Annotated in this window: 19 protein-coding genes and 1 other RNA gene; 17 read left to right on the top strand and 3 right to left on the bottom strand. The window is 55.6% G+C overall.

Annotated elements, in window-relative coordinates:
- Window positions 1-2: 2 nt before the first annotated feature.
- From HMPREF0721_RS05640 to HMPREF0721_RS05615, 7 genes are all read left to right on the top strand, one after another.
- Entirely contained in the window at window positions 3-212 is a 210-nt protein-coding gene (locus HMPREF0721_RS05640; protein ID WP_006598657.1) for a FeoB-associated Cys-rich membrane protein, read from the top strand.
- Between the two features lie 253 nt (window positions 213-465).
- On the top strand, window positions 466-603 hold the full coding sequence (locus tag HMPREF0721_RS11775) for a hypothetical protein (RefSeq protein WP_006598656.1): 138 nt from the start codon (window positions 466-468) through the stop codon (window positions 601-603).
- 67 nt (window positions 604-670) lie between these two features.
- Window positions 671-880, top strand: a complete 210-nt coding sequence (locus HMPREF0721_RS05635) for a FeoA family protein (RefSeq protein ID WP_040639942.1) — start codon at window positions 671-673, stop codon at window positions 878-880.
- A 278-nt stretch (window positions 881-1,158) separates the two neighbouring features.
- Window positions 1,159-1,437, top strand: a complete 279-nt coding sequence (locus HMPREF0721_RS05630) for a DUF6110 family protein (RefSeq protein ID WP_006598654.1) — start codon at window positions 1,159-1,161, stop codon at window positions 1,435-1,437.
- 9 nt (window positions 1,438-1,446) lie between these two features.
- Window positions 1,447-3,537 (top strand): heavy metal translocating P-type ATPase, encoded by a 2,091-nt coding sequence (locus HMPREF0721_RS05625; protein WP_006598653.1) that lies wholly within the window; start codon window positions 1,447-1,449, stop codon window positions 3,535-3,537.
- A 226-nt stretch (window positions 3,538-3,763) separates the two neighbouring features.
- Window positions 3,764-4,195 carry a flavodoxin gene (locus HMPREF0721_RS05620; protein ID WP_006598651.1) on the top strand — a complete coding sequence of 144 codons (432 nt, stop codon included), beginning with the start codon at window positions 3,764-3,766 and terminating at the stop codon, window positions 4,193-4,195.
- 36 nt (window positions 4,196-4,231) lie between these two features.
- The gene (locus tag HMPREF0721_RS05615) at window positions 4,232-4,786 is read left to right on the top strand and encodes a DUF3793 family protein (RefSeq protein WP_006598650.1); all 555 of its coding nucleotides are present in this window, start codon (window positions 4,232-4,234) and stop codon (window positions 4,784-4,786) included.
- A 52-nt stretch (window positions 4,787-4,838) separates the two neighbouring features.
- On the opposite strand, the gene HMPREF0721_RS05610 is transcribed toward HMPREF0721_RS05615, so the two are convergent.
- Window positions 4,839-6,248, bottom strand: a complete 1,410-nt coding sequence (locus HMPREF0721_RS05610) for an LCP family protein (RefSeq protein WP_006598649.1) — start codon at window positions 6,246-6,248, stop codon at window positions 4,839-4,841.
- A gap of 262 nt (window positions 6,249-6,510) precedes the next feature.
- Here HMPREF0721_RS05610 and HMPREF0721_RS05605 point away from each other — a divergent pair, with 262 nt between their 5' ends.
- Window positions 6,511-8,253: a hypothetical protein gene (locus HMPREF0721_RS05605; RefSeq protein WP_006598648.1), complete on the top strand. Its 1,743-nt coding sequence runs from the start codon at window positions 6,511-6,513 to the stop codon at window positions 8,251-8,253.
- 190 nt (window positions 8,254-8,443) lie between these two features.
- On the opposite strand, the gene HMPREF0721_RS05600 is transcribed toward HMPREF0721_RS05605, so the two are convergent.
- Entirely contained in the window at window positions 8,444-9,694 is a 1,251-nt protein-coding gene (locus HMPREF0721_RS05600; protein WP_006598647.1) for a glycosyltransferase family 2 protein, read from the bottom strand.
- Between the two features lie 289 nt (window positions 9,695-9,983).
- Between HMPREF0721_RS05600 and HMPREF0721_RS05595 the strand changes: the two genes are divergently transcribed.
- Window positions 9,984-10,643 carry an ECF transporter S component gene (locus HMPREF0721_RS05595; RefSeq protein WP_006598646.1) on the top strand — a complete coding sequence of 220 codons (660 nt, stop codon included), beginning with the start codon at window positions 9,984-9,986 and terminating at the stop codon, window positions 10,641-10,643.
- Window positions 10,644-10,754: 111 nt separating this feature from the next.
- A complete protein-coding gene (locus HMPREF0721_RS05590) occupies window positions 10,755-12,392 on the top strand; it encodes a DEAD/DEAH box helicase (protein WP_050786967.1) in 1,638 nt (545 codons plus the stop codon).
- 146 nt (window positions 12,393-12,538) lie between these two features.
- On the opposite strand, the gene HMPREF0721_RS05585 is transcribed toward HMPREF0721_RS05590, so the two are convergent.
- Window positions 12,539-12,916 carry a desulfoferrodoxin family protein gene (locus HMPREF0721_RS05585; RefSeq protein ID WP_006598644.1) on the bottom strand — a complete coding sequence of 126 codons (378 nt, stop codon included), beginning with the start codon at window positions 12,914-12,916 and terminating at the stop codon, window positions 12,539-12,541.
- Window positions 12,917-13,043: 127 nt separating this feature from the next.
- Between HMPREF0721_RS05585 and HMPREF0721_RS05580 the strand changes: the two genes are divergently transcribed.
- The 7 genes from HMPREF0721_RS05580 to HMPREF0721_RS05555 all read left to right on the top strand — a co-directional run bounded on the left by HMPREF0721_RS05580 (window position 13,044) and on the right by HMPREF0721_RS05555 (window position 19,586).
- Window positions 13,044-13,712 (top strand): NUDIX hydrolase, encoded by a 669-nt coding sequence (locus tag HMPREF0721_RS05580; RefSeq protein ID WP_006598643.1) that lies wholly within the window; start codon window positions 13,044-13,046, stop codon window positions 13,710-13,712.
- Window positions 13,713-13,758: 46 nt separating this feature from the next.
- Window positions 13,759-14,026, top strand: an RNA gene (gene ffs, locus HMPREF0721_RS11490) — signal recognition particle sRNA large type.
- Between the two features lie 220 nt (window positions 14,027-14,246).
- Window positions 14,247-15,416: a 1-propanol dehydrogenase PduQ gene (locus HMPREF0721_RS05575; RefSeq protein ID WP_006598641.1), complete on the top strand. Its 1,170-nt coding sequence runs from the start codon at window positions 14,247-14,249 to the stop codon at window positions 15,414-15,416.
- A 104-nt stretch (window positions 15,417-15,520) separates the two neighbouring features.
- A complete protein-coding gene (locus tag HMPREF0721_RS05570) occupies window positions 15,521-17,719 on the top strand; it encodes an ATP-dependent helicase (RefSeq protein WP_242821857.1) in 2,199 nt (732 codons plus the stop codon).
- Window positions 17,720-18,279: 560 nt separating this feature from the next.
- On the top strand, window positions 18,280-18,519 hold the full coding sequence (locus HMPREF0721_RS05565; RefSeq protein ID WP_006598638.1) for an acyl carrier protein: 240 nt from the start codon (window positions 18,280-18,282) through the stop codon (window positions 18,517-18,519).
- Complete coding sequence (locus HMPREF0721_RS05560; RefSeq protein ID WP_006598637.1) at window positions 18,520-18,759, top strand: hypothetical protein; 240 nt, start codon at window positions 18,520-18,522, stop codon at window positions 18,757-18,759. It abuts the gene before it with no gap.
- Window positions 18,756-19,586, top strand: coding sequence for a thioesterase II family protein (locus HMPREF0721_RS05555; RefSeq protein WP_006598636.1), 831 nt, complete (start codon window positions 18,756-18,758; stop codon window positions 19,584-19,586). The genes HMPREF0721_RS05560 and HMPREF0721_RS05555 overlap by 4 nt, the downstream gene beginning before the upstream one ends.
- Window position 19,587 lies beyond the last annotated feature (1 nt).

Genomic DNA, 19,587 nt, shown 5'->3' with positions numbered 1-19,587 from the left:
AAATGCTTGGAACCATTATCGTCGGGCTCATTGTTCTCGCGGTGGTGGTTGCTGCCGTCCGGTCTTTGCATAAAACCCTGAAGAACGGCGGGAACCTCCAATGCGGGGATTGTGCCTCGGCAGGAAACTGTCATGGCGGATGCCAGTCCGGGCCGACGCCGGAACAGCGGGCGCGGCTTGACGGCTACGCCCAAAAGAAGAAAGCTTCTTAAATGAATTAGCTTTCCCTGTGGTTAAAATCCACATGATATATAAACGCAGACCTTACGGTCTGCCCTCCTTCTTTGATGATTTAGGGAAAGACAAATGCCAAATGCCATAGCCGGAACAAAACTGGTTCAGTAGTGCAGTTCCAGCGGGAGGCCGGGTTATATAATACCGAAACGATTCGGTTCCTCTTCTTTCAGCTCGCCCGGCGCCCATTTTCCGAAACAAAAGATTTACCATAGATCCGGGAAGTCGGTTGTGGTTTGCGGCAAAGAAGACTGTCAGTCGGATCCTGTTGATGTGAAACTCGAAAAAGTAGTGCATTTTCGGGCGGAACAAATGATGCGGGGGACGCTGGCAGTTTTCTTGTTTGTGGTGCTTTGCGGCGCCGTCTGACGCCGCGCGCTGCCAGATCAAAAGAAGAAGCGCACACGAAAAATGGAAAGAAGAACGGGAGGAAGACATGCCGTTATCATTGGCTGATCTCAACACAGAATATCAAATTAAATTCATTCGCGGCAAAGACGAAGTGATCAAACATATGAATGATCTCGGCTTCGTTCTTGGCGCGACGGTCAAGCCGATCCAGAAGTTGGGGGGGAATCTGATCGTCCAGATCAAGGAAAGCCGCGTTGCCATCGACAAATCGATGGCGGATAAAATCATCGTTTAATCGCGGCCCATAAGGGCGGTTTTCACGGAAAGTCGGTTTGCCATGGACAACCAAGAAGTAATGTTAAAATTATAATCAACAAAATTAGTTGCGCCTTGGTTAGTTAGAAAAAACTGAAGTCTTAACCGATAAAAAACAGTTGAAGCTAAGCTTTGACAGGGATTTAAACAGATGCTAATATAATTTCATCGGAAGAAAAAACGCGGAGAATGTAGTAAACGAAGAAAGCATCATTCAAAATATTGCGTTGCCGAAATTTATAAAAACAGGTGAAAGACATGAAATTCAACAAAACAAAAATCGGTTATTTTGCGGGCGGTTTGGTATTCGGCACGGCGGGGCTGGCTATTTTGGCCAGCAAGGAAGCCAAGAAGGTTTATACCGCCTGTACGGCGGCGGCGCTGCGCGCCAAGGACTGCGTGCTCGACAAAGTGGCGGAAGTTCAGTCCGGCGCCGGCGATGTTGTGGCCGAAGCCAAGGAAGTGAACGAACAAAAGGCGGCCGAAAAGGCGGCAATGCTTCACACAAAGGAAGAAACGACGGAAGCGGCCAAATAAGGGCGGGCGATGGAAAAGTTTTTAATTGCCCACGATATTTGCGGCCGCATGCGGGTGCGCCTGCCCTATCCCGTCAGCTTTCGGGAGGCCGACGCCATTCGCTGGGTGCTCATGCGAACCGAAGGGGTTGACGACGTTAAAATCATGATCCGCACCGCCGATATCGTCGTGTTTTATCACGGAGATCGGGAAAGGGTCATCCGCGCCCTTGAGGGCATCGACCTTTCGAATCAGGCTTTAATCGAAAAAGCGCCGGATTCCGGGCTCGAGATTTCCTCCCGCTATTGGGATAAAATGGTCTCGGCTGTGGCCGGCCGCGTGTTGCGATGGGCGTTTTTGCCCGCGGGGATCCGCGGGGTGCTGGCTCTGATCAATTCGCTGCCCTATATTGTCAAAGGGGTTAAAGCCCTTTTTAGCGGCAAGGGACTGACGGTGGAGGTGCTCGACGCGTCGGCGTTAACCGCAGCGATTGTTACCGCGGATTTTAAAACGGCAAGCTCGGTGAGCTTTTTGCTGAAGATCGGCGAAATTCTCGAGGAATGGACCTATAAAAAGTCCGTTTCCGATTTGGCCAATTCCATGGCGTTAAACGTCGGAAAGGTCTGGGCCGTTCAGCCTGACGGCAGCAGCGTGGAAACCGGCATCGACGAGATCAATGTTGACGATTTGATTCGCGTGGAAGTCGGCTCGATGATTCCCCTCGACGGGACGGTCGTTACCGGCGAGGCCATGGTGAACCAGGCGGCGATGACCGGGGAATCGGTTCCCGTCCGCAAGACAGCGGAAAGCACGGTTTATGCCGGGACCGTCGTGGAGGAAGGCAGCCTGACCATCCGGGTGAGGACGGCGATGGGGGAAACCCGCTATGAAAAAATCATCGGGATGATTGAGGATTCGGAAAAGCTCAAATCCGAAGCCCAGGGCCGGGCCGAAAACTTGGCGGATCGGCTGGTGCCCTACACCTTTGCCGGGGCTTTGCTGACGGGCCTTTTGACCCGCAACGTTACCAAGGCGGTTTCCGTTTTGATGGTGGATTATTCCTGCGCGCTCAAGCTGTCGGTGCCCATTGCGGTGCTCTCCGGCATGCGGGAGGCCAGCAGTCATCACATCACGGTGAAAGGCGGCAAATTCCTGGAGAATATCGCCAAAGCCGATACGATCATTTTCGATAAAACCGGCACCCTCACTAAAGCAACCCCTACGTTAAAAGAGGTAGTGGTGACCGACGGCCGCTCCGAGACGGAAATGCTGCGCATTGCGGCGTGCCTGGAAGAGCATTTCCCCCATTCGATGGCGAATGCGGTGGTTCGCGGCGCCGAGGAGCGGGGCATTACCCACGAGGAAATGCATTCCAAGGTGGAATATATTGTGGCTCACGGCATTGCCTCAACCATTGACGGCGCGCGCGTCGTTATCGGCAGCCATCACTTTGTTCTCGAGGATGAAGCCATTCACGTCAGCCAGAAAGCCCAGGCCATTTTGGACAGCCTCTCGCCCTATTATTCCCATCTTTATCTGGGGATTAACGGCGAGCTGACGGCGGTCATCTGCATCGAGGATCCGCTGCGGGCAGAGGTGCCCGACGTAGTGGGCAGGCTCAAGGCGGCCGGTGTCGGCAAGATTGTCATGATGACAGGGGACAGCGAAAGAACGGCTAGAGCCATCGCGGCCAAGGCCGGCCTGAGCGAATATCACGCAGAAGTGCTGCCGGAAGACAAGGCCCGCTATGTTGAGGCGGAAAAAACACTGGGCCGCACGGTGATGATGGTCGGCGACGGGATTAACGATTCGCCGGCGCTTTCGGCGGCAGATGTGGGCGTCGCCATTGCAGAGGGTGCGGACATTGCTCGAGAAATAGCGGATGTGACCATTTCCGAGGACGATTTGTACCAGCTGGTGGTGCTCAAGCAATTGGCCAATCGGCTGATGAATCGCCTGACGAACAACCGCCGTTTTATCGTCGGCTTTAATACGGCCATCATTTTCGGCGGGGTTTTCGGCATTTTCATGCCTGGATTGGCCGCGATTTTGCACAATTCATCCACGGTGGGCATCTGCCTGTACAATATGACCAATGTATTGAAGGATGATGTGGCTTAAGCCATGCGGCATCGGGATGCGTCGGCATGTCCGTTCGAAAAAACGTTTGTCTTTCCCGATTTTCGGGGAAGACAAGATTTTACTAAGAAAGTTAGTATAAGCTAAATGATCGAAGCGTGTGAACGGCATTTCGAGATCGAGCGATTCGGAATGCCATTTAATAAGCCTATTCTGTTAGAAAAATCTAACATAGGATATAAATTTCATTGGAGAAAGGAAGAAAAAAATGAGTAAAGCAGCATTAGTATTTTGGAGCGGCACCGGCAACACGGAAATCATGGCAGACGCTGTGGAAGCGGGTATCAAAGCCGGCGGTGCAGAGGTCGAAGTTTTTCAGGCGGCGGATTTTGACAGCAGCAAGGTGGCCGAATTTGACGGCATCGCTTTCGGTTGCCCGTCGATGGGAGCCGAACAACTGGAAGAATCCGAAATGCAGCCGATGTTCGACGACGTGAAAGATAGCTTGAGCGGCAAGAAAATCGTGCTCTTCGGCTCTTATGGCTGGGGGGATGGCGAATGGATGCGCACCTGGGAAGACGATTGCGCCGATGCCGGCGCCGACCGTGTGGCCGATTCCGTGATCTGCAACGAAACGCCGGATGATGAGGCCAAGGCGGAATGCAAGGCCCTGGGTGAAGCGCTGGCAAAAGCCCTTTAAGGGACTTGCAGCCGATTCGCCGGGTTAAAGAAAGCCATGTCGGATATTCAGCTGATTCGTAATTGTGCGCCGACGCTGGCCGGTCTGAAGGTCGGCAGCTTGTTCAATGCCGGCGGCAGCAAGACAGAAGTGGATCGGGTGATTTTGCGCTGGAATGCGGCGCTGGGCCCCAAAGGGGTTTGGGCGCGGTGCCTGCGCAGGAGCCGGGACCGTGCGCTGATTTACGTTTATCGTCCTAAGGCGCTTTGTGCCCACCTGGACACGGGGGCGGCGCGCCGGTTTCTGGCGCATTACGGTTATCCGGCGGACGCCGCGGCAGATCCGGAGCGGCTCATCGCCCATTTGACGGCGCGGCTGAAGTCCGAAGCGCATTTTCCTCACGAGATCGGCCTGTTTTTAGGCTATCCCCTGGAGGATGTCGCCGGGTTTGTGGTTCATCGCGGACGCCAATGCAAATGCGTGGGCTGCTGGAAGGTATACGGCGACGAAGTCTCAGCTCAAAAGCGCTTTCGGATTTACAAATCCTGCACCCGTCATTTTTGCAGAAGCTACCGCAGCGGATTCACCGTGGATCGGCTGACAGTGGGATAATTCACATCATAAAACGCCCCGTCCGGGCTAACCGGGCGGGGCGTTTTTGCGTTTAATAAGGCCAGACATTTTGGATGTGCGTGCTGATGCCCGTGGCCGTATCGGAAGGGGTGTAGTCCTCTTCGTAGATAAAGTTGTGCAGCGCGATGATATTGTTTTCCAGTGTCTTGGGGAAGACATAGGAAACGCCGCGGAGCATGCCCACGGAGGTCAGGTTGCTGTCGGGAATCTGCTGCTGCTTGATGCCGGCGCCGCGGATCAGCGCGACATTGAAGAGATATTTGAAGATTTCGCGGCCGGACATCGAGGTGTGGATATAAGGCTTGATGGCCTTATAAAGCTTGTACTGCTTGATCAGGCTGAGTTTTTTGGCCTTAGCAAAAACCTGATTGAGGACGGCGCGCTGACGCTGGGTGCGTTCGAAATCGCCGTTGCCCACATGGCGGATGCGGGCGTAGGCCAGGGCCTGAACCCCGTTGAGCTTTTGGGTGCCGATGCCGCGGACAGGGCCCGAAGCGGCGTGGCCGGAGACGTTGGCGTTGATGTCGCCGACATTGGCGTTGAGGCTTTCGCGCTCGGCCTCGGATTTAATGTCGACCTTGACTCCGCCGACGGCGTCCACCATTTTAATGACGCAGCTGAAGTCGACGACGACGTAATCGGTCATCGCGGTGTCGAAGTTGCGGTTGACGGTTTTGAGCGCCAGGGCGGCGCCGTTTTCGATTTTTTGGTCATCGGCGGCGCTGTCGGCCGAACCGTAGGAATAGGCCGCGTTGAGTTTGCCGTAGCCGTGGCCGGGAATCGAGACATAGGAATCCCGAAGAATGGAGCTGATTTTCAGCGATTTATGTTCAAAATCGCCGGAGAGAATCATGAGGGTGTCGGATCGGGAGCCGTCGACGTTGTTGCGGCCGTCCGTTCCGAGGAGCAGCACGTTGCGGATGCGGTGCCTGCGGGCCTGGGCTGCGGCTTCGGCGCTGATGCCGTATTTGTCGCTGGCAAAAACCAGCGGCTTAGTGCGCGTCAATAGGAAATAGCCGACGCCGAGGAGAGCGACCAAAATCAGAAGGAAGGTCAGCAGGCCACGCCGGTGGGCCTTCAAAAAGGAAGGGCGGCGTTTGGCCGGGGGCAGCTTGCGGGACGGCCGACGGCTGCCCAGCGGCCGCTGCCCGTCGCGCCGGGGCAGGGGCCTGCGGCTTTGGGCGGAGACGGGCCGTGAGGTGTTTTGCGGCGGGCGGGGCCGTTGTCCGGAGACCGTGCGCGATGATGCCGGCCGCTGGCGTTTGCGCCGGGCAGGGGCATCGTTGGTGCGCCGCGGAGCCGGCCGGCGGTAATCGCCTGCAGCCGGGCGTTGGGGCGGCGTCTGCGCGGCATTTTGCCGGCGTCCGGTGCCGGTCGTCCGGGACGAAGCCGGCTGATCGCTGCGGACTTGACGAGAGGTTCTTTTGCGTGGTTGATCCAAAATCGTATTACTCCAAATCTAATAAGCGTTAAAAAAGAATGGTCCTTATTATATCATGAATTGTCAATATTGTGGACAAAAGCGGGTTTAAAACGGAAAATTTAGCCGAAATTACAAGTAGGATTATACATTTTAGGCGGCATCTGATATAATAAAAACAATTTAGTTTCAGATTTCAATTTAAATAATATCCGGGAATGCGTTCGGCAGCGGTCTGCCGGGCGGATTTGAACCGTTAAAACTTGCCAAATAAGGAGAAATTATGTCACACAAAGAAGAGGGACTGGGGCGTCTTTTTATTCTGGACTGCGTTGCGATCGTGATTGCCGTTTTCGGCATGCTCGCTCTGTCCGGCGTCAAGAGGGGCGCTGAAATTCGCGGCGACCTCGTCATTATTTTATTATTCATGACGGGCATTCGCCTGATCATCATGGCTTTGGGCGACTTCACCGGGGCTGCCAAACGTTTTTGGGCCGCCGGACTGTTTATCCTGCTGGCAGAGCTCGTGGTGATCGCGGTGGAATACCTGATGGCCTTCGGCATCTCGATTCGTCTGCTTTTGATGACGGCCGCGGCGGATTTTGCACTTGTCGTCGCGGTGCACATTTTCTGGGGCAAACGCCAGAAAAAACAGTTGGCAGCGGAGGATGAAACGGCAAAAAAGCCAAGCTGGCTGCTGCGCGGCTCCGTGCTCGAGGATGATGTGCCGGCGGCGCAGGCTGCGGATCCGGATGAAACGGCGGAGGCGATGACGTCCGATGCCGCATTTCAGTTTGACGGCGGACCGGAGGATGAAGCAGCCGATTTTTTCGAAGAGGATTCGCTGTTTAAGCCGGAAACAGTCGCTGAAGCGCAAAGCGCCCCCGAAGATGAGGGCGACGCCTTTGACGGCATCGGCGGTTTTTTCGCCGGCCAGGAAGACGAGGCCGCAGTGCCGGCGGCAGCCGACGCATCGGAGACGGAAGCGCCCGGGGAAGCCGTTCGATTCGACGGCGGACCGGAGGATGAAGCGGTTGATCTTTTTGAAGAAGAGGATTCGCTGTTTGAGCCGGAAACAGTCGCTGAAGCGCAAAGCATCCCTGAAGAGGAGGGCGACGCCTTTGACGGCATCGGCGGTTTTTTTGCCGGCCAGGAAGACGAGGCCGGGGTGCCGGCGGCAGCCGACGCATCGGAGATGAAAGCGCCCGGGGAAGCCGTTCGATTCGACGGCGGACCGGAGGATGAAGCGGTTGATCTTTTTGAAGAAGAGGATTCGCTGTTTGAGCCGGAAACAGTCGCTGAAGCGCAAAGCATCCCTGAAGAGGAGGGCGACGCCTTTGACGGCATCAAAGCCTCCAGCTCTTTTGAAGCGCCGGAACCCACAGCCCCTGAAGAGGCGCTTGAAACGGCGGACGCCTTCAGAAACGAGGCCGATTTTGAAAAGACCGAATCTGCCGAGGCGGCTGAAGCATCCGCAGGACTTGAAAAATCCGTAGCCGCATCGGGGCCGATTGCCACAGAGGCGCCTGAAAAAGCCGCGGCAGTATCAGGCGACATCAGCGAGGCGGAGGCCGAGCTGGACCGCTTTATTGACATGGTGAGCGATCCGGCGACGGACCGCGAAACGTTCGCGGCGGTCACACGGTCATTTTGCGACAGTTTGTACAGGCTGCCGCAGAAGACGGCGGATCCGGCCATTCTCGAGGCGGGGGCCAATCTGGCCGGGCAGCTGAGTTTTGTGACCAAACGGGACCATTTGAACGATGCGATCGTCGACGGGCTCATCCGCATCGCCCAGTTGTTTAATTGCCCGCCGACTGAACCCGCGGCCAAACGGCCGGCTTCGGTCGATATCAGCGCGGACAGGCGGACGGTTTCGGCCAGCCGCGTGCCGGAAAGCAGACACGCCGTGGACGTGTCCGAGGGGGAAGTGATTTTGGACAGCGGAGATTCGGAGATCATCATCCGCGAGGAAGATTTGGAAGCGATCCGCCGTTATATGGCAGCGCATAACGATTCAAACTGAGCTTTTATTATAAAAATATTAAAACAAAGCACACAGCGCCTCGCGGCGCGGCGCACCCAGCCCGGCCGCGGGGCGTTTTTAATGCCCGCATTTAAGGCGCGGCGCCGTGCCGGTTACCGAGGCAAACGGGCATCCCAAAAACGCACAAAAAAAGCACCGTTCGCTGCGGTGCTTGGTGAGGGTTTTGTGCTTATTCGGCGTTTTCCATTTGAAGTTGTTTGAGTTGGATATTATGGGTGTGGACAATGGGCTCCCAGGTAGTCAGCGGTTGCAGGATGCACGCCACGTTGATGACCATCCAGGACGTCAGCCAGAACCAGAAAGAGACAAAAGCAGACCGCTTCACAAAGTGAATGGGATGCTTTTCGAGCTTGACCAGCCAGAGCGCAAAGAGAACCGTCAGGATAACGCCGCCGATGCCGGAGAGAACCGTCGTTTCCAAGTTGGAAAAGTTCTGCAGGTTGATGGCAAGCATGGCCGTGATGATAAAGGTGACGACAGAAAAGATTGCCTGAAAAACCTGCACCAGGGGAGCCGCCAAATATAAAATCATGTCCATGCAGGCCCAGCGCTTGGTCCGGCGAAATTGGCGCCACAGCCGGGGCGCATATTGGGCAAGGCATTGAACGGTGCCGGTGGACCAGCGCATCCGCTGTTTCCAGGAGGCGCCGAAGGTTTCCGGCACTTCGTCATAAATCTTGGCTTCCGGCACCCAGGCGACGCGATGCCCTTTGATGATGTTTTGGGTTGTGAATTCGATGTCTTCCGTCAGGGTGAAGGTGCGAAAGCCGCCGTCCTTTAAAATGTCGGCAGCGACCATGAAGCCGGTGCCGTTGAGCAGGGCGCTCAGCCCGCAATGGGTGCGCGCCAGATTGAGGAAGCGGTCGATGGTGTAATAGAAAATCGTTTGGGAGCCGGATACCCAGGAGGATACCGGATTTTTGCCCTCGCGATAGCCCTGGGCCATGACTTCGCCGGCGCACAGGGCGTTGTTCATCCCGGAAAAGAAGTGGGGATCGACCAGGTTGTCGGCATCAAAGACGCAAAAGCCGTCATAGCTGTCGTTCTGTAAAAGAATCGCGTCGAAAAATTCTTCGAGGGCGGCGCCCTTGGAGCGCACAGCGCGGCTGCAGGCATAGGTTTTGGCACCGTGAGCCCGGGCCACCGCTTCCGTATTGTCGGTGCAATTATTCGGGAGCACATAAATATCGACCAGTTCCCGAGGATAATCCTGATCCCGCAGCGAGTCAATCAGATTGCCGATAACCTCGGCCTCGTTGCGGGCGGCGATAACCGCGGCAAAACGATTTTTGGGAGCGGCCTCTGGATAGGTCCGGCAGCGCCGGAGCCCCATCAGCCCGATCACGAGAAAATACACGCCGTAAAGCGTGAAGGGCGCGCCTAAAATGAAAAGCATGGTTAAAACAGAATTTTGAATCATAATCGCCTCGTTCTTTCATCTTTTCCCTATGCGTTAAAAAATCACAGCGCAAGGCCGCAATTTTCTGCATTTCATTTTAGCATCATCCCCGGGAAATGGCAAGAATTCCCGGGTTTTCGGCGGTGCGATAAAGTTTAAAATAAGATTTAAAAAGCGGAGAGTCTGTGCTAAAATAGAAAAATCAGAAGAGCTTTTAACAAGGGAAAGAAGGGTTGAGAGGCTTTTGATGAGTTAACAGACGCTTCATTCTCGCCGATGTGCAAGGAGAAGAGGCAGTTGGAGGTAAAAAATGCAGACACAATCCCGTATTGAAAATCGCGGCCCGGCGCACGACACGCGCTGGATGGTGACCATCGCCTTGCTCGCGGCCATTATTCTGGTGATGTCGTTCACGCCGCTGGGGCTTATTCCCCTGCCGTTTATCAAGGCATCAACTTTGCAGATTCCGGTGATCATCGGGGCGATTCTGCTGGGACCGCTGGCCGGCGGTATTTTGGGGGCGGTGTTCGGTATCTGCTCGATGATTAACAACACCATCGCGCCGACGGCGATGAGCTTTGCCTTTTCGCCGGCGCTGGCGAGCGGCCCGACGGGGGCGGTCAAGGCGATTTGGATCGCGGCGGGCTGCCGCATCATGATCGGCGTGATCGCCGGCTGGCTGTGGGTCGCTTTGAGCAAGACAAAGCTCAACCAGTTTGTGGCGCTGCCGATCACCGGTTTTGTCGGCGCCATGACCAACACCGTCTTTGTGATGGGCAGCATTTATCTGCTGCTGGCCGGGCAATATGCGGCGACCAGCAACCAGCCGATGGCGGCGGTGTTTGGGCTGATCATGGGGGTGGTCGGCGCCAACGGGGTGCCGGAGGCCATCATTTCGGCCGTTTTGGTGACCATCATCGGCAAGGCATTGCTCACTTTGTTCAAACAGAGCAAGCGGAAAAATAAATAAATCGGTTTTTGAGGTCAGGCGGGCTTTAAAAGGCCCGCCGCTTTTGCGTTTATGCCCAGAAGTAAGAGCGAATGAAAGATTGAGAAAAAAATCAATATGAAAGAGGGTTCTATGAAATTTAACACGTTAGCGGTGGATCAGCGAATTTTGGACGCGGTGGCCCGGATGGGCTTTGCGGAGATGACGGCCATTCAGGCGCAGGCCATTCCCAGGCTTTTGGCCGGCAAGGACATCATCGGGCGTTCCCAGACGGGGACGGGCAAAACCCTGGCCTTTGCCATTCCGGCGGTGCAGAAGGTGGATCCGGCGGCAAAACGGCCCCAGGTGCTTATCCTGCTGCCGACCCGGGAGCTGGCGCTCCAGGTGGCCGGCGAATTTGAAAAGCTGCTGACCTGTTCGGAGGGGGTGGCCATTGCGGCCGTGTTTGGCGGCGCGTCGATGCCGAAGCAGATCCGCGCCTTCAAGAGCGGCGCGCAGATCGTCGTCGGCACGCCGGGGCGCATCATGGATCACCTGCGGCGGGGGACGCTGCGCTTCGACGCGATGCGGATGGTGGTGCTCGACGAGGCGGACGAAATGCTCGACATGGGCTTTCGCGAAGATATCGAGGCGATTTTGGACCGGGTGGATCACCCAGTGCAGACGGCGCTGTTTTCGGCGACGATGCCGGCCCCGATCACCAAAATGGCCGAGCTTTATCAGCGCGATCCGGAAACGGTGGCCATCGCGCCGAAGAACATGGTGGCCGCGGGCATCGAGGAACGTTATTACAGCATCGTGGACGGGCAGAAATTCGAGGCTTTGACCCGGCTTTTGGCCGTGTACCGGCCGCGGCGGGCGCTGATTTTCTGCAACACGAAAAAATATGTGGACGAGCTGACCAACGCCCTGCAGGACCGGGGGTATTCGGCGGATAAAATCCATGGGGACATGCGTCAGGAAGCGCGCCTGGCCGTGCTGCGCCGATTCGCCGAGGGGCGGCTGGCCATTTTGGTGGCGACGGACGTGGCGGCCCGGGGCATCGACGTGGACGATGTGGACATCGTATTTAATTACGACGTGCCGGACAACGAGGAATATTATGTGCACCGCATCGGGCGCACCGGGCGCGCCGGCAAAAGCGGTCTGTCGCTGACCCTTGCCCGCAGACGGGATCAGTACCGGCTGAAAAAAATCACCCGCTACACCCGCAAACCCATCGAGCCGGCGGCCATTGCCCTCCGGCTCGACGCGTTTAAGGACCGCTTCGGCGAATGGACGGACGATGACAGCGATATGCCCCGCTATCTTCAGGCGGTGGACGAGCTGGCGGCGCAGGGATTTGAGATGCGCTATGTGGCGGCAGTGCTGCTGCGCGCGCACCTGCCCTTCAGGCACGACGACCGGGACATCAATCTGATGCTGACGGGCGAAAAAGGCACCGGGAAGGGCATCCGGCGCAAACGCCGCACCCATTTCGATCCGGCGGAAACCACGAAGATCTTCATCGGTGTGGGCAAAAAGGACGGCGCTAAAAAGCGGGATGTGCTCGGAGCGATCTGCGGGGAGTCGGGCATCGCCTCGGATGCCGTGGGCGAGATTGCAATGTACGGCCATTTCACGTATGCGGCCGTCGATTCGGCGCTGGCCGGGAAGGTCGTGCGCAAGCTGAACGGCGCGGCCATCGCCGGCAAGCGTGTCGCTGTGGAAATCGCCGGCCAGAAACTCGGCGGCAAACGCCGCCGCAAGGGCGCTAAGCGCCGGCATTAAGCGGCAAAGCAAAGCCCGCGCTCGCAACGGCGGTGAGCGCGGGTTTTCTTTCGGGCATGCCGGCATCGGCAGAATCCCCTGATATCCAACGACAAAAAATAAAAACCCCAGCCTTGTGTTGGGGTTTTTTAGAAATGGGGGAGCGTTTATGCTTCGGCCTTCCACAGGCCGTGCAGGTTGCAGTATTCGTAGGCGGCGACGAGTTTGTCGCCGGCGGTCAGCGCGAAGCTGGCCTTCGGCGCTTCGCCGGGCTTCAGGTATTTCACCTGGACGCCCTGTTCGGTTTCGATGGCGATCCATTGAATATAGTGTTTTTCGAGCATCGGGTGTTCCACAGAGCCGACCACGACGTCGACGGCAGCGCCGTTAACGGTGATCACCGGCACATGCTTTTCGGTCGCAGCGTCGGTAGTGTTGGCCGTCAGTTCGGTCATGGGTTCGCCGCAGCATTCCGGCGTGCAGTCGGCGTCAATCAAGGTATAAACCATTTTGTTGGATTTGGTGCATTTATAGATTTTCATCATGTTCCTCCTCAGTAGTGCATCATTTAATTTATAATCATTATAGAAGATGCCCTTTTAAAAGTCAAAGGATTTTCGAAATTGATTTCAAAATTTAATCGTGATACAATAAATTTTAAAGGAGTGCGCCATGACGATAAAAAACAACGCGAAGCGGCAAAGTGCCGCCGGCCAGGACCAGGTGCGGTTGGAAAAATGGCTGATCTGGGCCAGAACCCTCCAGGCGGAGGCGCAAAGCGGTCTGGCCTATGCGAAAAATCCCTTCGATATTGAACGCTATGAACGGATGCGGGATTTATCGGTGGAGATCATGAACGAATATTCTCAGGCCGGGGCGGACCGCGTGCGCAAAATGTTTGCCGGCGAAAGCGGCTATCAAACGCCGAAGGTGGATGTCCGCGGAGCGGTGGTGGAAGGCGGGAAAATCCTGCTCGTGCAGGAAAAGCTCAACGATGGCCGCTGGTCATTGCCCGGCGGCTGGGCGGACGTGGGCCTGTCCGTCAGACAGAACATCGAGAAAGAGGTGCGCGAGGAAGCGGGGCTGAATGTCCGGGCAACGCGGCTGGTGGCGATCTATGACTGGCTGAAGAGCATTCACGAGGCGCCTTTTTCGATGTATAAAATCATTATGCTCTGCGAAACGGATGGCGGGCATTTCGCAGAGAACAGCGAGACGGCCGCCGCGGCCTTTTTCGCCCCGGGCGCGCTGCCGCCGCTGACCCACAAAATCAGCGAGGAGATGATCGCCTGGTGTCTGGCCGCCGCGGCCGATCCCTGCTGGCAGCCCCGCATCGACTGAGCAGACGGCGCTTGACAAGGGAAACAAAATTCGATAGAATAAACAAACGCACTAGACGGAGAGGTAGCGGTGCTCTGTAACCTGCAATCCGCTGTAGCAGGGTTGAATTCCCCGGCGGAGGTGGCGGTGCTTGGAGCCTGTCCCCGGATAAGTGGCGTTGATGGTTGGACCCTGCGCAATAAGACCCTGCGAACCCTGTCAGGTCCGGAAGGAAGCAGCAGTAAACAGGCAATCTTGTGTGCCGCAGAATTCTCTAACCTGAGCAAACTGTCCGGGTAACGTCTGAACACGGCTGATCGACCCGGGGTGTGCGTTTTTATTTGGCGCTTCGGCGCTTTTTTTATGCCATTTTTTAAACGGACGGCGCCGGCAAAGGATAAAAACGCGCCTTCTTTAGCAAAATATTTGTCAGGCCATTCACAGGCAATCGAGCCCCTGCTATAATAAAGACGTCCCTTTGTGTGGTTAGCAAAGGACTCAAAGAGATTCTATACCGTCAAATCGATAAAACAATTGAAATAAAAAGGGGAAATAATGAGCAAAATGGATAAGGTTCGCCAGTTTCAGGTGAAGCCGAAAATTTGGTACGGCATTGGCTCCGTTGCCAAGCTGGGCCAGCAGGGCTATCAAAAAGTTTGCATCGTTACCGACGAAGGCATGGTTAAATTCGGCCTGCTCAAGATGGTGACGGATGTGCTCGAAGCGGCGGGCATCGAATACCATGTTTTTCCGGATGTGAAGCCGGATCCCTCCACGGATATTGTCGAAAAAGGTCTGACCCACATTCTGATGGACCGTCCGGATGTGCTGATCGCTCTGGGCGGCGGCTCTTCCATCGACACCGCCAAGGGGATCATTTATTATACCTATCATTTTAAGGCGATGTTCACCGACAGGGAATACATTGTCAAACCGCAGTTCATCGCCATTCCCACCACCGCCGGCACCGGCTCGGAGGTGACGGAATACGCCGTGATTACCGACCAGAAAACCGGGACGAAAATCCCGCTGACCGACGACATTATGATGCCCGACGCGGCCATCCTCGATCCGAAACTGATCGAATCCGTTCCGGCGGGGGCCACGGCGGCCACGGGTCTCGACGTGCTGACCCACGCGGTGGAATCCTACGTGTCGACGGGCAACAATCCCTTCTCGCGCTGTTATGCGGCCAAGGCCTGCGAATTGGTATTCAAGAGCCTGCTGCCCAGCTACGAAAACGGGCACGACCTCGACAGCAAAGCCAGCATGCAGATCGCGTCGAGCATGGCGGGGATCGCCTTTAACAGTTCCGGCCTCGGCATGGCGCATGCCATCGCCCACGGTGTCGGCGCCCAGTATCACCTGCCCCACGGTCTGGCCTGCGCCATGGTGCTGCCCTATGTCGTCGCCTTTAATGGCAAGGACGAGCGTGCCGAATACCTTTACAAGCGCCTGCTTGAATCTGTCGGAGAGCCGCAGGATGCCGGGGCATCGGCGGCGGCAACCTTTGTGCGCCTGATCTTTGAGCTTTGCGGCAAGCTTGGCATTCCCACTTGTCTGAAGGCCAGTAAGGCCGATACGGACAATTTTGCAGAGGTCCGGGACAAACTCATCGACCGCGCCATGGCGGACACCACGCTGACCACCAATCCGGTGCAGCCGACCCGCGACGAAATGGGCACCGTGGTCGATATGGTTTATGCCGGCGTCGGATGCCGTTAATCTTTTTCGCAGCCATTTTGAAGCCAATGATCGTTTTTTGATCATTGGCTTTTTTTAATGGCGCGATTTGGTGTAAAATAGGATTAAAAAACAGGAGTAACGCCGTGAGCCGTCAAAGAAAGACAACCCAGCATCCGCACCCCGATTTGGGGGCTTTTTTGGCGCGCCATGGTCTGGCCCTCAACGCCCAGCAGATGGCCGCCGCCGCGCGGGTGGACGGGCCGACGCTGCTGCTCGCCGTGCCGGGCAGCGGAAAAACCACGGTGATCATCTGCCGGCTGGCCTATATGATTTTGGCGTGCGGGATTCCGGCGGAGCACATCCTGAGCCTGACCTTCTCCCGGGCCGGGGCTGCGGATCTGTCAAGCTGGTATCGTCGGCTTTTTGGAGACGCCGGCGAAGTGCCGCGCTTCTCGACGATTCACAGCTTTGCGCTGGGGGTGATTCGCGCCTACGAGCGGCGATATCGCCGCCGGGCCTTTGATATTCTTGCGGAGACGCAGCCGATGCTCCGAAAGATTTACAAACAGATTCACGGGACCTTTCCGACGGATGCGGATATGGCGGAGATCGAATCGGCGCTGACCCTGGCCCGAAATCAAATGCTGGACGAGGAAGCCGTCGCGGAGCTGATGCCGGAGGCGGTGCGCTTCCCGCAGATCCTCGCGCGCTATGAAGCCACTAAAAAACGGAAGCGCGTCATGGATTTCGACGATATTTTGCGCTATGCCTACGGTCTGATGAAAAAATACCCGGACCTGCGGGCGGATTTTGCCCGGCGCTATCCATATATCAATCTGGACGAAGCCCAGGATACTTCGCCGCTGCAGTTTGCCATTCTGCGGCTTTTGACTGGGCGGGGCGGCCATTTTTTTGTGGTGGGCGACGAGGACCAGAGCATCTATGGTTTTCGCGGGGCCTCGCCGGCCATGCTGCTGCATTTTAAAGCGCATTACCCCCGGGCAAAGGTGTTATTGATGGAGACCAACTACCGCAGCACGGCGCAGCTGGTCGCGGCGTCCGACCGATTCATCGTGTTCAACCGCGGGCGCACCCCCAAGCACATGATCACACAGAATCCCCCGGGTGTGCCGCCGGTGCATCAGCGGGTGGCCTCCGCCGAAGAGAGCTACCGCTTTTTGCTCGCGGCCATTCGCAGTGAAGGCAAGGAGACGGCAATTTTGTACCGCAACAACGAGTCGGCGCTGCCCCTGGTGGATCTGTTTGAACGGGAGGGCGTGCGCTATCGGCTCAAAGAGCACCGGCCGCTGTTTTTTTCTCACTTCACGGTGCTGGACATTCGGGATTTCTTCGCGCTGGCCAAGGATCCGACGGATCGCGGAATCTTTGCGCGCATTTACTACAAAATGGACTGCGGCCTCTCGCGGCAGCAGATGGCCGCGGCGATGCAGGCCCCGGCGGGACAAAGCGTGTTTGATGTGCTGCTGGCCTTGCCGGGGCTGCCCGAGTGGCAGACGGATAAAATCGCCGCCGAGGCAAAGGGGTTCGCCCGGCTGAAGACGATGGCTCCGGGGCCGGGGATCCGCCTGATCCTGGACGGGCTGGGCTACGAGGCGCATCTGCAGTTTCGCATCGAGCGGGGCTACCGGGAGGAAAGCATCCGCCAGAAGCTGAAGATCATCCGGATTTTGGCCGGCCGCGCTCAAACCCAGACGCAGTTTTTAAACCGCCTGGACGAGCTGGCACAAATCGTTTCGTCGCAGGCACCCGGGCCCGCCGCCGGCGTGACCCTCTCGACCATTCACGCGAGCAAGGGCCTCGAGTTCGACAAGGTGTATGTGATCGACGCGGTGGAGGGGGAATTTCCATCCCGGGCCGCGCTGGAGGATTCGCCGGAAGGGCGGGCGCTGTTTGCCGAGGAGGTGCGCCTGTTTTATGTCGGGGCGACCCGGGCCCGCCGGGAACTCGAATTTGTCTCGGTCAGCGGTCCCGATGCGCCGGCGGTTTCCCGCTTTGTGCGCCGCTATATGGGCGAGGAAGAAAAGTCCGCCGCCCAGCCAAAGAAAAGGCGCCGCAAAATCCTGGGGGAATTGGGGGCGGACTATCTGGCGCAGATGCGCCGGGAAAAGCAGCGCAAGCGCGGGGCGTCGCGCAGCCGGCGCTGGCACCCGGGCGATGTGCTGATCCACAGGCGTTTCGGCCGGGGACAGATCGCGTCGGTGGCCGGCCGGACTGCGGCGGTGCGTTTCGAGACGGCCGGCGAGAAGAAAATTGACCTGGCGCTTTGCGAGGCCCGGGGGCTCATCCGCAAGGGCAATGATGCGATCAGGCAAAAGATATAAAAACCATGTCAGTGATATGTCCATAGAATTCTGGACAAAAGACCACTCTTTATTTTGCTTTTGATGCTTTAAGGCTTCCGCCCATTCGCATCCGCAATGCCCATTCATTCCCGAATGGGATTGTGAAAGCTCGCTGCCTGGCATTTTGGCCCACGTTCTCTGACGGTGCAATGCCAACACATTTGCGTTTGAATCCATAACGGTATTTATAAAAATACCCTCTTGTTGCTTGTTCAATATTAGGGGTAGATATCAATGCGCGCGACATCTTTTCAGAGGGGGAGACACGGTCTGAGCGGTTAAAATTTTTTAAAAATCATGAGCCATTTTGCTTTTAATATGGATTAATTATTGGTATAATCGTAAAAGTTAGCCTTGATAAATATTGAACATCCTTATCCTGCCATGTGGCTTTTGAGGCTCTTTGGGGGCGACGACGGAATAAAACCACCGGGATTATTGCCGTTCGTTTTGATGGGATCAGTATTTTTTTAAGTCAAATGTTAGCCACACCTGATAATAGAGGCCATTTAGTATTTTAATACAAAAAGGAGCATCGCATGGAAAAAGAGATTACAAAAATATGGTGCCGGATTCTCGAGATCGATCGTATTGAGCCAGATGAAAATTTTTTTGACCTCGGCGGAAATTCCATCACCGCAATGATGATTCTCGAGGACGTTAATAACAAATTTAACGTCGGACTGGTTTCGACAGATCTGTATTCAAATGACACAGTTAGGAAGATGACTGTCACGGTTGCGGAAAGATTAAAAGATACGGGAAAGAAAGAGAATTAAATGCTGAAAGAAATCGAAGAAATTATTTTAAAAATCGCTGCGCCCCAGGATACCGACCTGATTGCATGTGATGCGCAGAGTTATCTTGACAATCTTAATTCATTGCGATTTATCGAATTGATAACGGTTATAGAAGAAAAGTATGATATTCGCTTTGCAAATGAGGATCTGATGAAGCTGGCGGGCGGCGGCGTGGATGATTTTGTCAATACGGTGGAAAGGTACGTGCCTGCAAAATGATTTTATTCTGTATTCCGGGGGCATCCGCTTCGGCGATGATGTTTATTAAATGGCGAAAAATGTTTGATGGCAACGTGGAGGTCTGTCCGGTTGAACTTCCCGGCAGAGGCCTGCGTTTCCGGGATGCCTTTATCTCTGATATGAAATTACTGGCAAAGGATCTTTACAGGCAGATAGAAAAAAGACTTCAAACGCCTTATGCGATTTTAGGTTACTGCCTTGGCTCGGTTGCCGCGTATGAGCTTTATGGCGAAATAAACAAAAACGGCGCGCCGCTGCCGAAGCATTTTTTTCTGGTCAGCGGGGCAACGCCCGACAGCCAGGGAGATGGCGCGACACTTTTTTATAATGAAAAATCGAAAAAGTATCTGACGGAAATCATTCGTTATCTTGTGGGGACGCAAACGCATTCTGGAACAGAGCAGACGGAATTGTTTTCCGAGTCGGCATCGGATTACGCATTTGAGAAAAGGGGCGTTGTATCGGAAAGCGATGTGTTCGTATATGCAAAAATGCTTCATCAGTATGCTCTGCCGATGCGCAATCCGGAGGGATTTGCCCGGGAAATAACGAACATTGTCCGGATTTTCAATGCGGATTCTGTCATGCTGCACCGTTACAAACCGGAGAAACCGTTCCGAAAGATCAAGGTGCCGACGACGATGATCTGGGCCGAAGACGATCATCTGCTGAGTCATTTGGAACCTGAGAAATGGCGCGCGTTTATCGACGCGCCCTTTGAGATCGTCCAAGTTTCTGGCGAACATCTTTTCCTATTCTTTGAGCCATCGGCTTCCATCAAGATTATAAAAAAGAGAATTGAGTAAA

The organism is Pseudoramibacter alactolyticus ATCC 23263, from assembly GCF_000185505.1.
GTDB lineage: Bacteria > Bacillota > Clostridia > Eubacteriales > Eubacteriaceae > Pseudoramibacter > Pseudoramibacter alactolyticus.
The sequence above is the reverse complement of the archived record's forward strand: the minus strand, read 5'-3'. Positions and strand labels throughout refer to the sequence as shown.

Bases quoted from the DNA above. Each gene is read 5' to 3' on its own strand.
- HMPREF0721_RS05595 (WP_006598646.1), top strand. From the start codon at position 9,984: ATGCAGACACAATCCCGTATTGAAAATCGCGGCCCGGCGCACGACACG.
- HMPREF0721_RS05575 (WP_006598641.1), top strand. From the start codon at position 14,247: ATGAGCAAAATGGATAAGGTTCGCCAGTTTCAGGTGAAGCCGAAAATT.
- HMPREF0721_RS05560 (WP_006598637.1), top strand. From the start codon at position 18,520: ATGCTGAAAGAAATCGAAGAAATTATTTTAAAAATCGCTGCGCCCCAG.
- HMPREF0721_RS05635 (WP_040639942.1), top strand. From the start codon at position 671: ATGCCGTTATCATTGGCTGATCTCAACACAGAATATCAAATTAAATTC.
- HMPREF0721_RS05580 (WP_006598643.1), top strand. From the start codon at position 13,044: ATGACGATAAAAAACAACGCGAAGCGGCAAAGTGCCGCCGGCCAGGAC.
- HMPREF0721_RS05625 (WP_006598653.1), top strand. From the start codon at position 1,447: ATGGAAAAGTTTTTAATTGCCCACGATATTTGCGGCCGCATGCGGGTG.
- HMPREF0721_RS05620 (WP_006598651.1), top strand. From the start codon at position 3,764: ATGAGTAAAGCAGCATTAGTATTTTGGAGCGGCACCGGCAACACGGAA.
- HMPREF0721_RS05590 (WP_050786967.1), top strand. From the start codon at position 10,755: ATGAAATTTAACACGTTAGCGGTGGATCAGCGAATTTTGGACGCGGTG.
- HMPREF0721_RS05640 (WP_006598657.1), top strand. From the start codon at position 3: ATGCTTGGAACCATTATCGTCGGGCTCATTGTTCTCGCGGTGGTGGTT.
- HMPREF0721_RS05615 (WP_006598650.1), top strand. From the start codon at position 4,232: ATGTCGGATATTCAGCTGATTCGTAATTGTGCGCCGACGCTGGCCGGT.
- HMPREF0721_RS05555 (WP_006598636.1), top strand. From the start codon at position 18,756: ATGATTTTATTCTGTATTCCGGGGGCATCCGCTTCGGCGATGATGTTT.
- HMPREF0721_RS05605 (WP_006598648.1), top strand. From the start codon at position 6,511: ATGTCACACAAAGAAGAGGGACTGGGGCGTCTTTTTATTCTGGACTGC.
- HMPREF0721_RS05600 (WP_006598647.1), bottom strand. From the start codon at position 9,694: ATGATTCAAAATTCTGTTTTAACCATGCTTTTCATTTTAGGCGCGCCC.
- HMPREF0721_RS05585 (WP_006598644.1), bottom strand. From the start codon at position 12,916: ATGATGAAAATCTATAAATGCACCAAATCCAACAAAATGGTTTATACC.
- HMPREF0721_RS05630 (WP_006598654.1), top strand. From the start codon at position 1,159: ATGAAATTCAACAAAACAAAAATCGGTTATTTTGCGGGCGGTTTGGTA.
- HMPREF0721_RS05565 (WP_006598638.1), top strand. From the start codon at position 18,280: ATGGAAAAAGAGATTACAAAAATATGGTGCCGGATTCTCGAGATCGAT.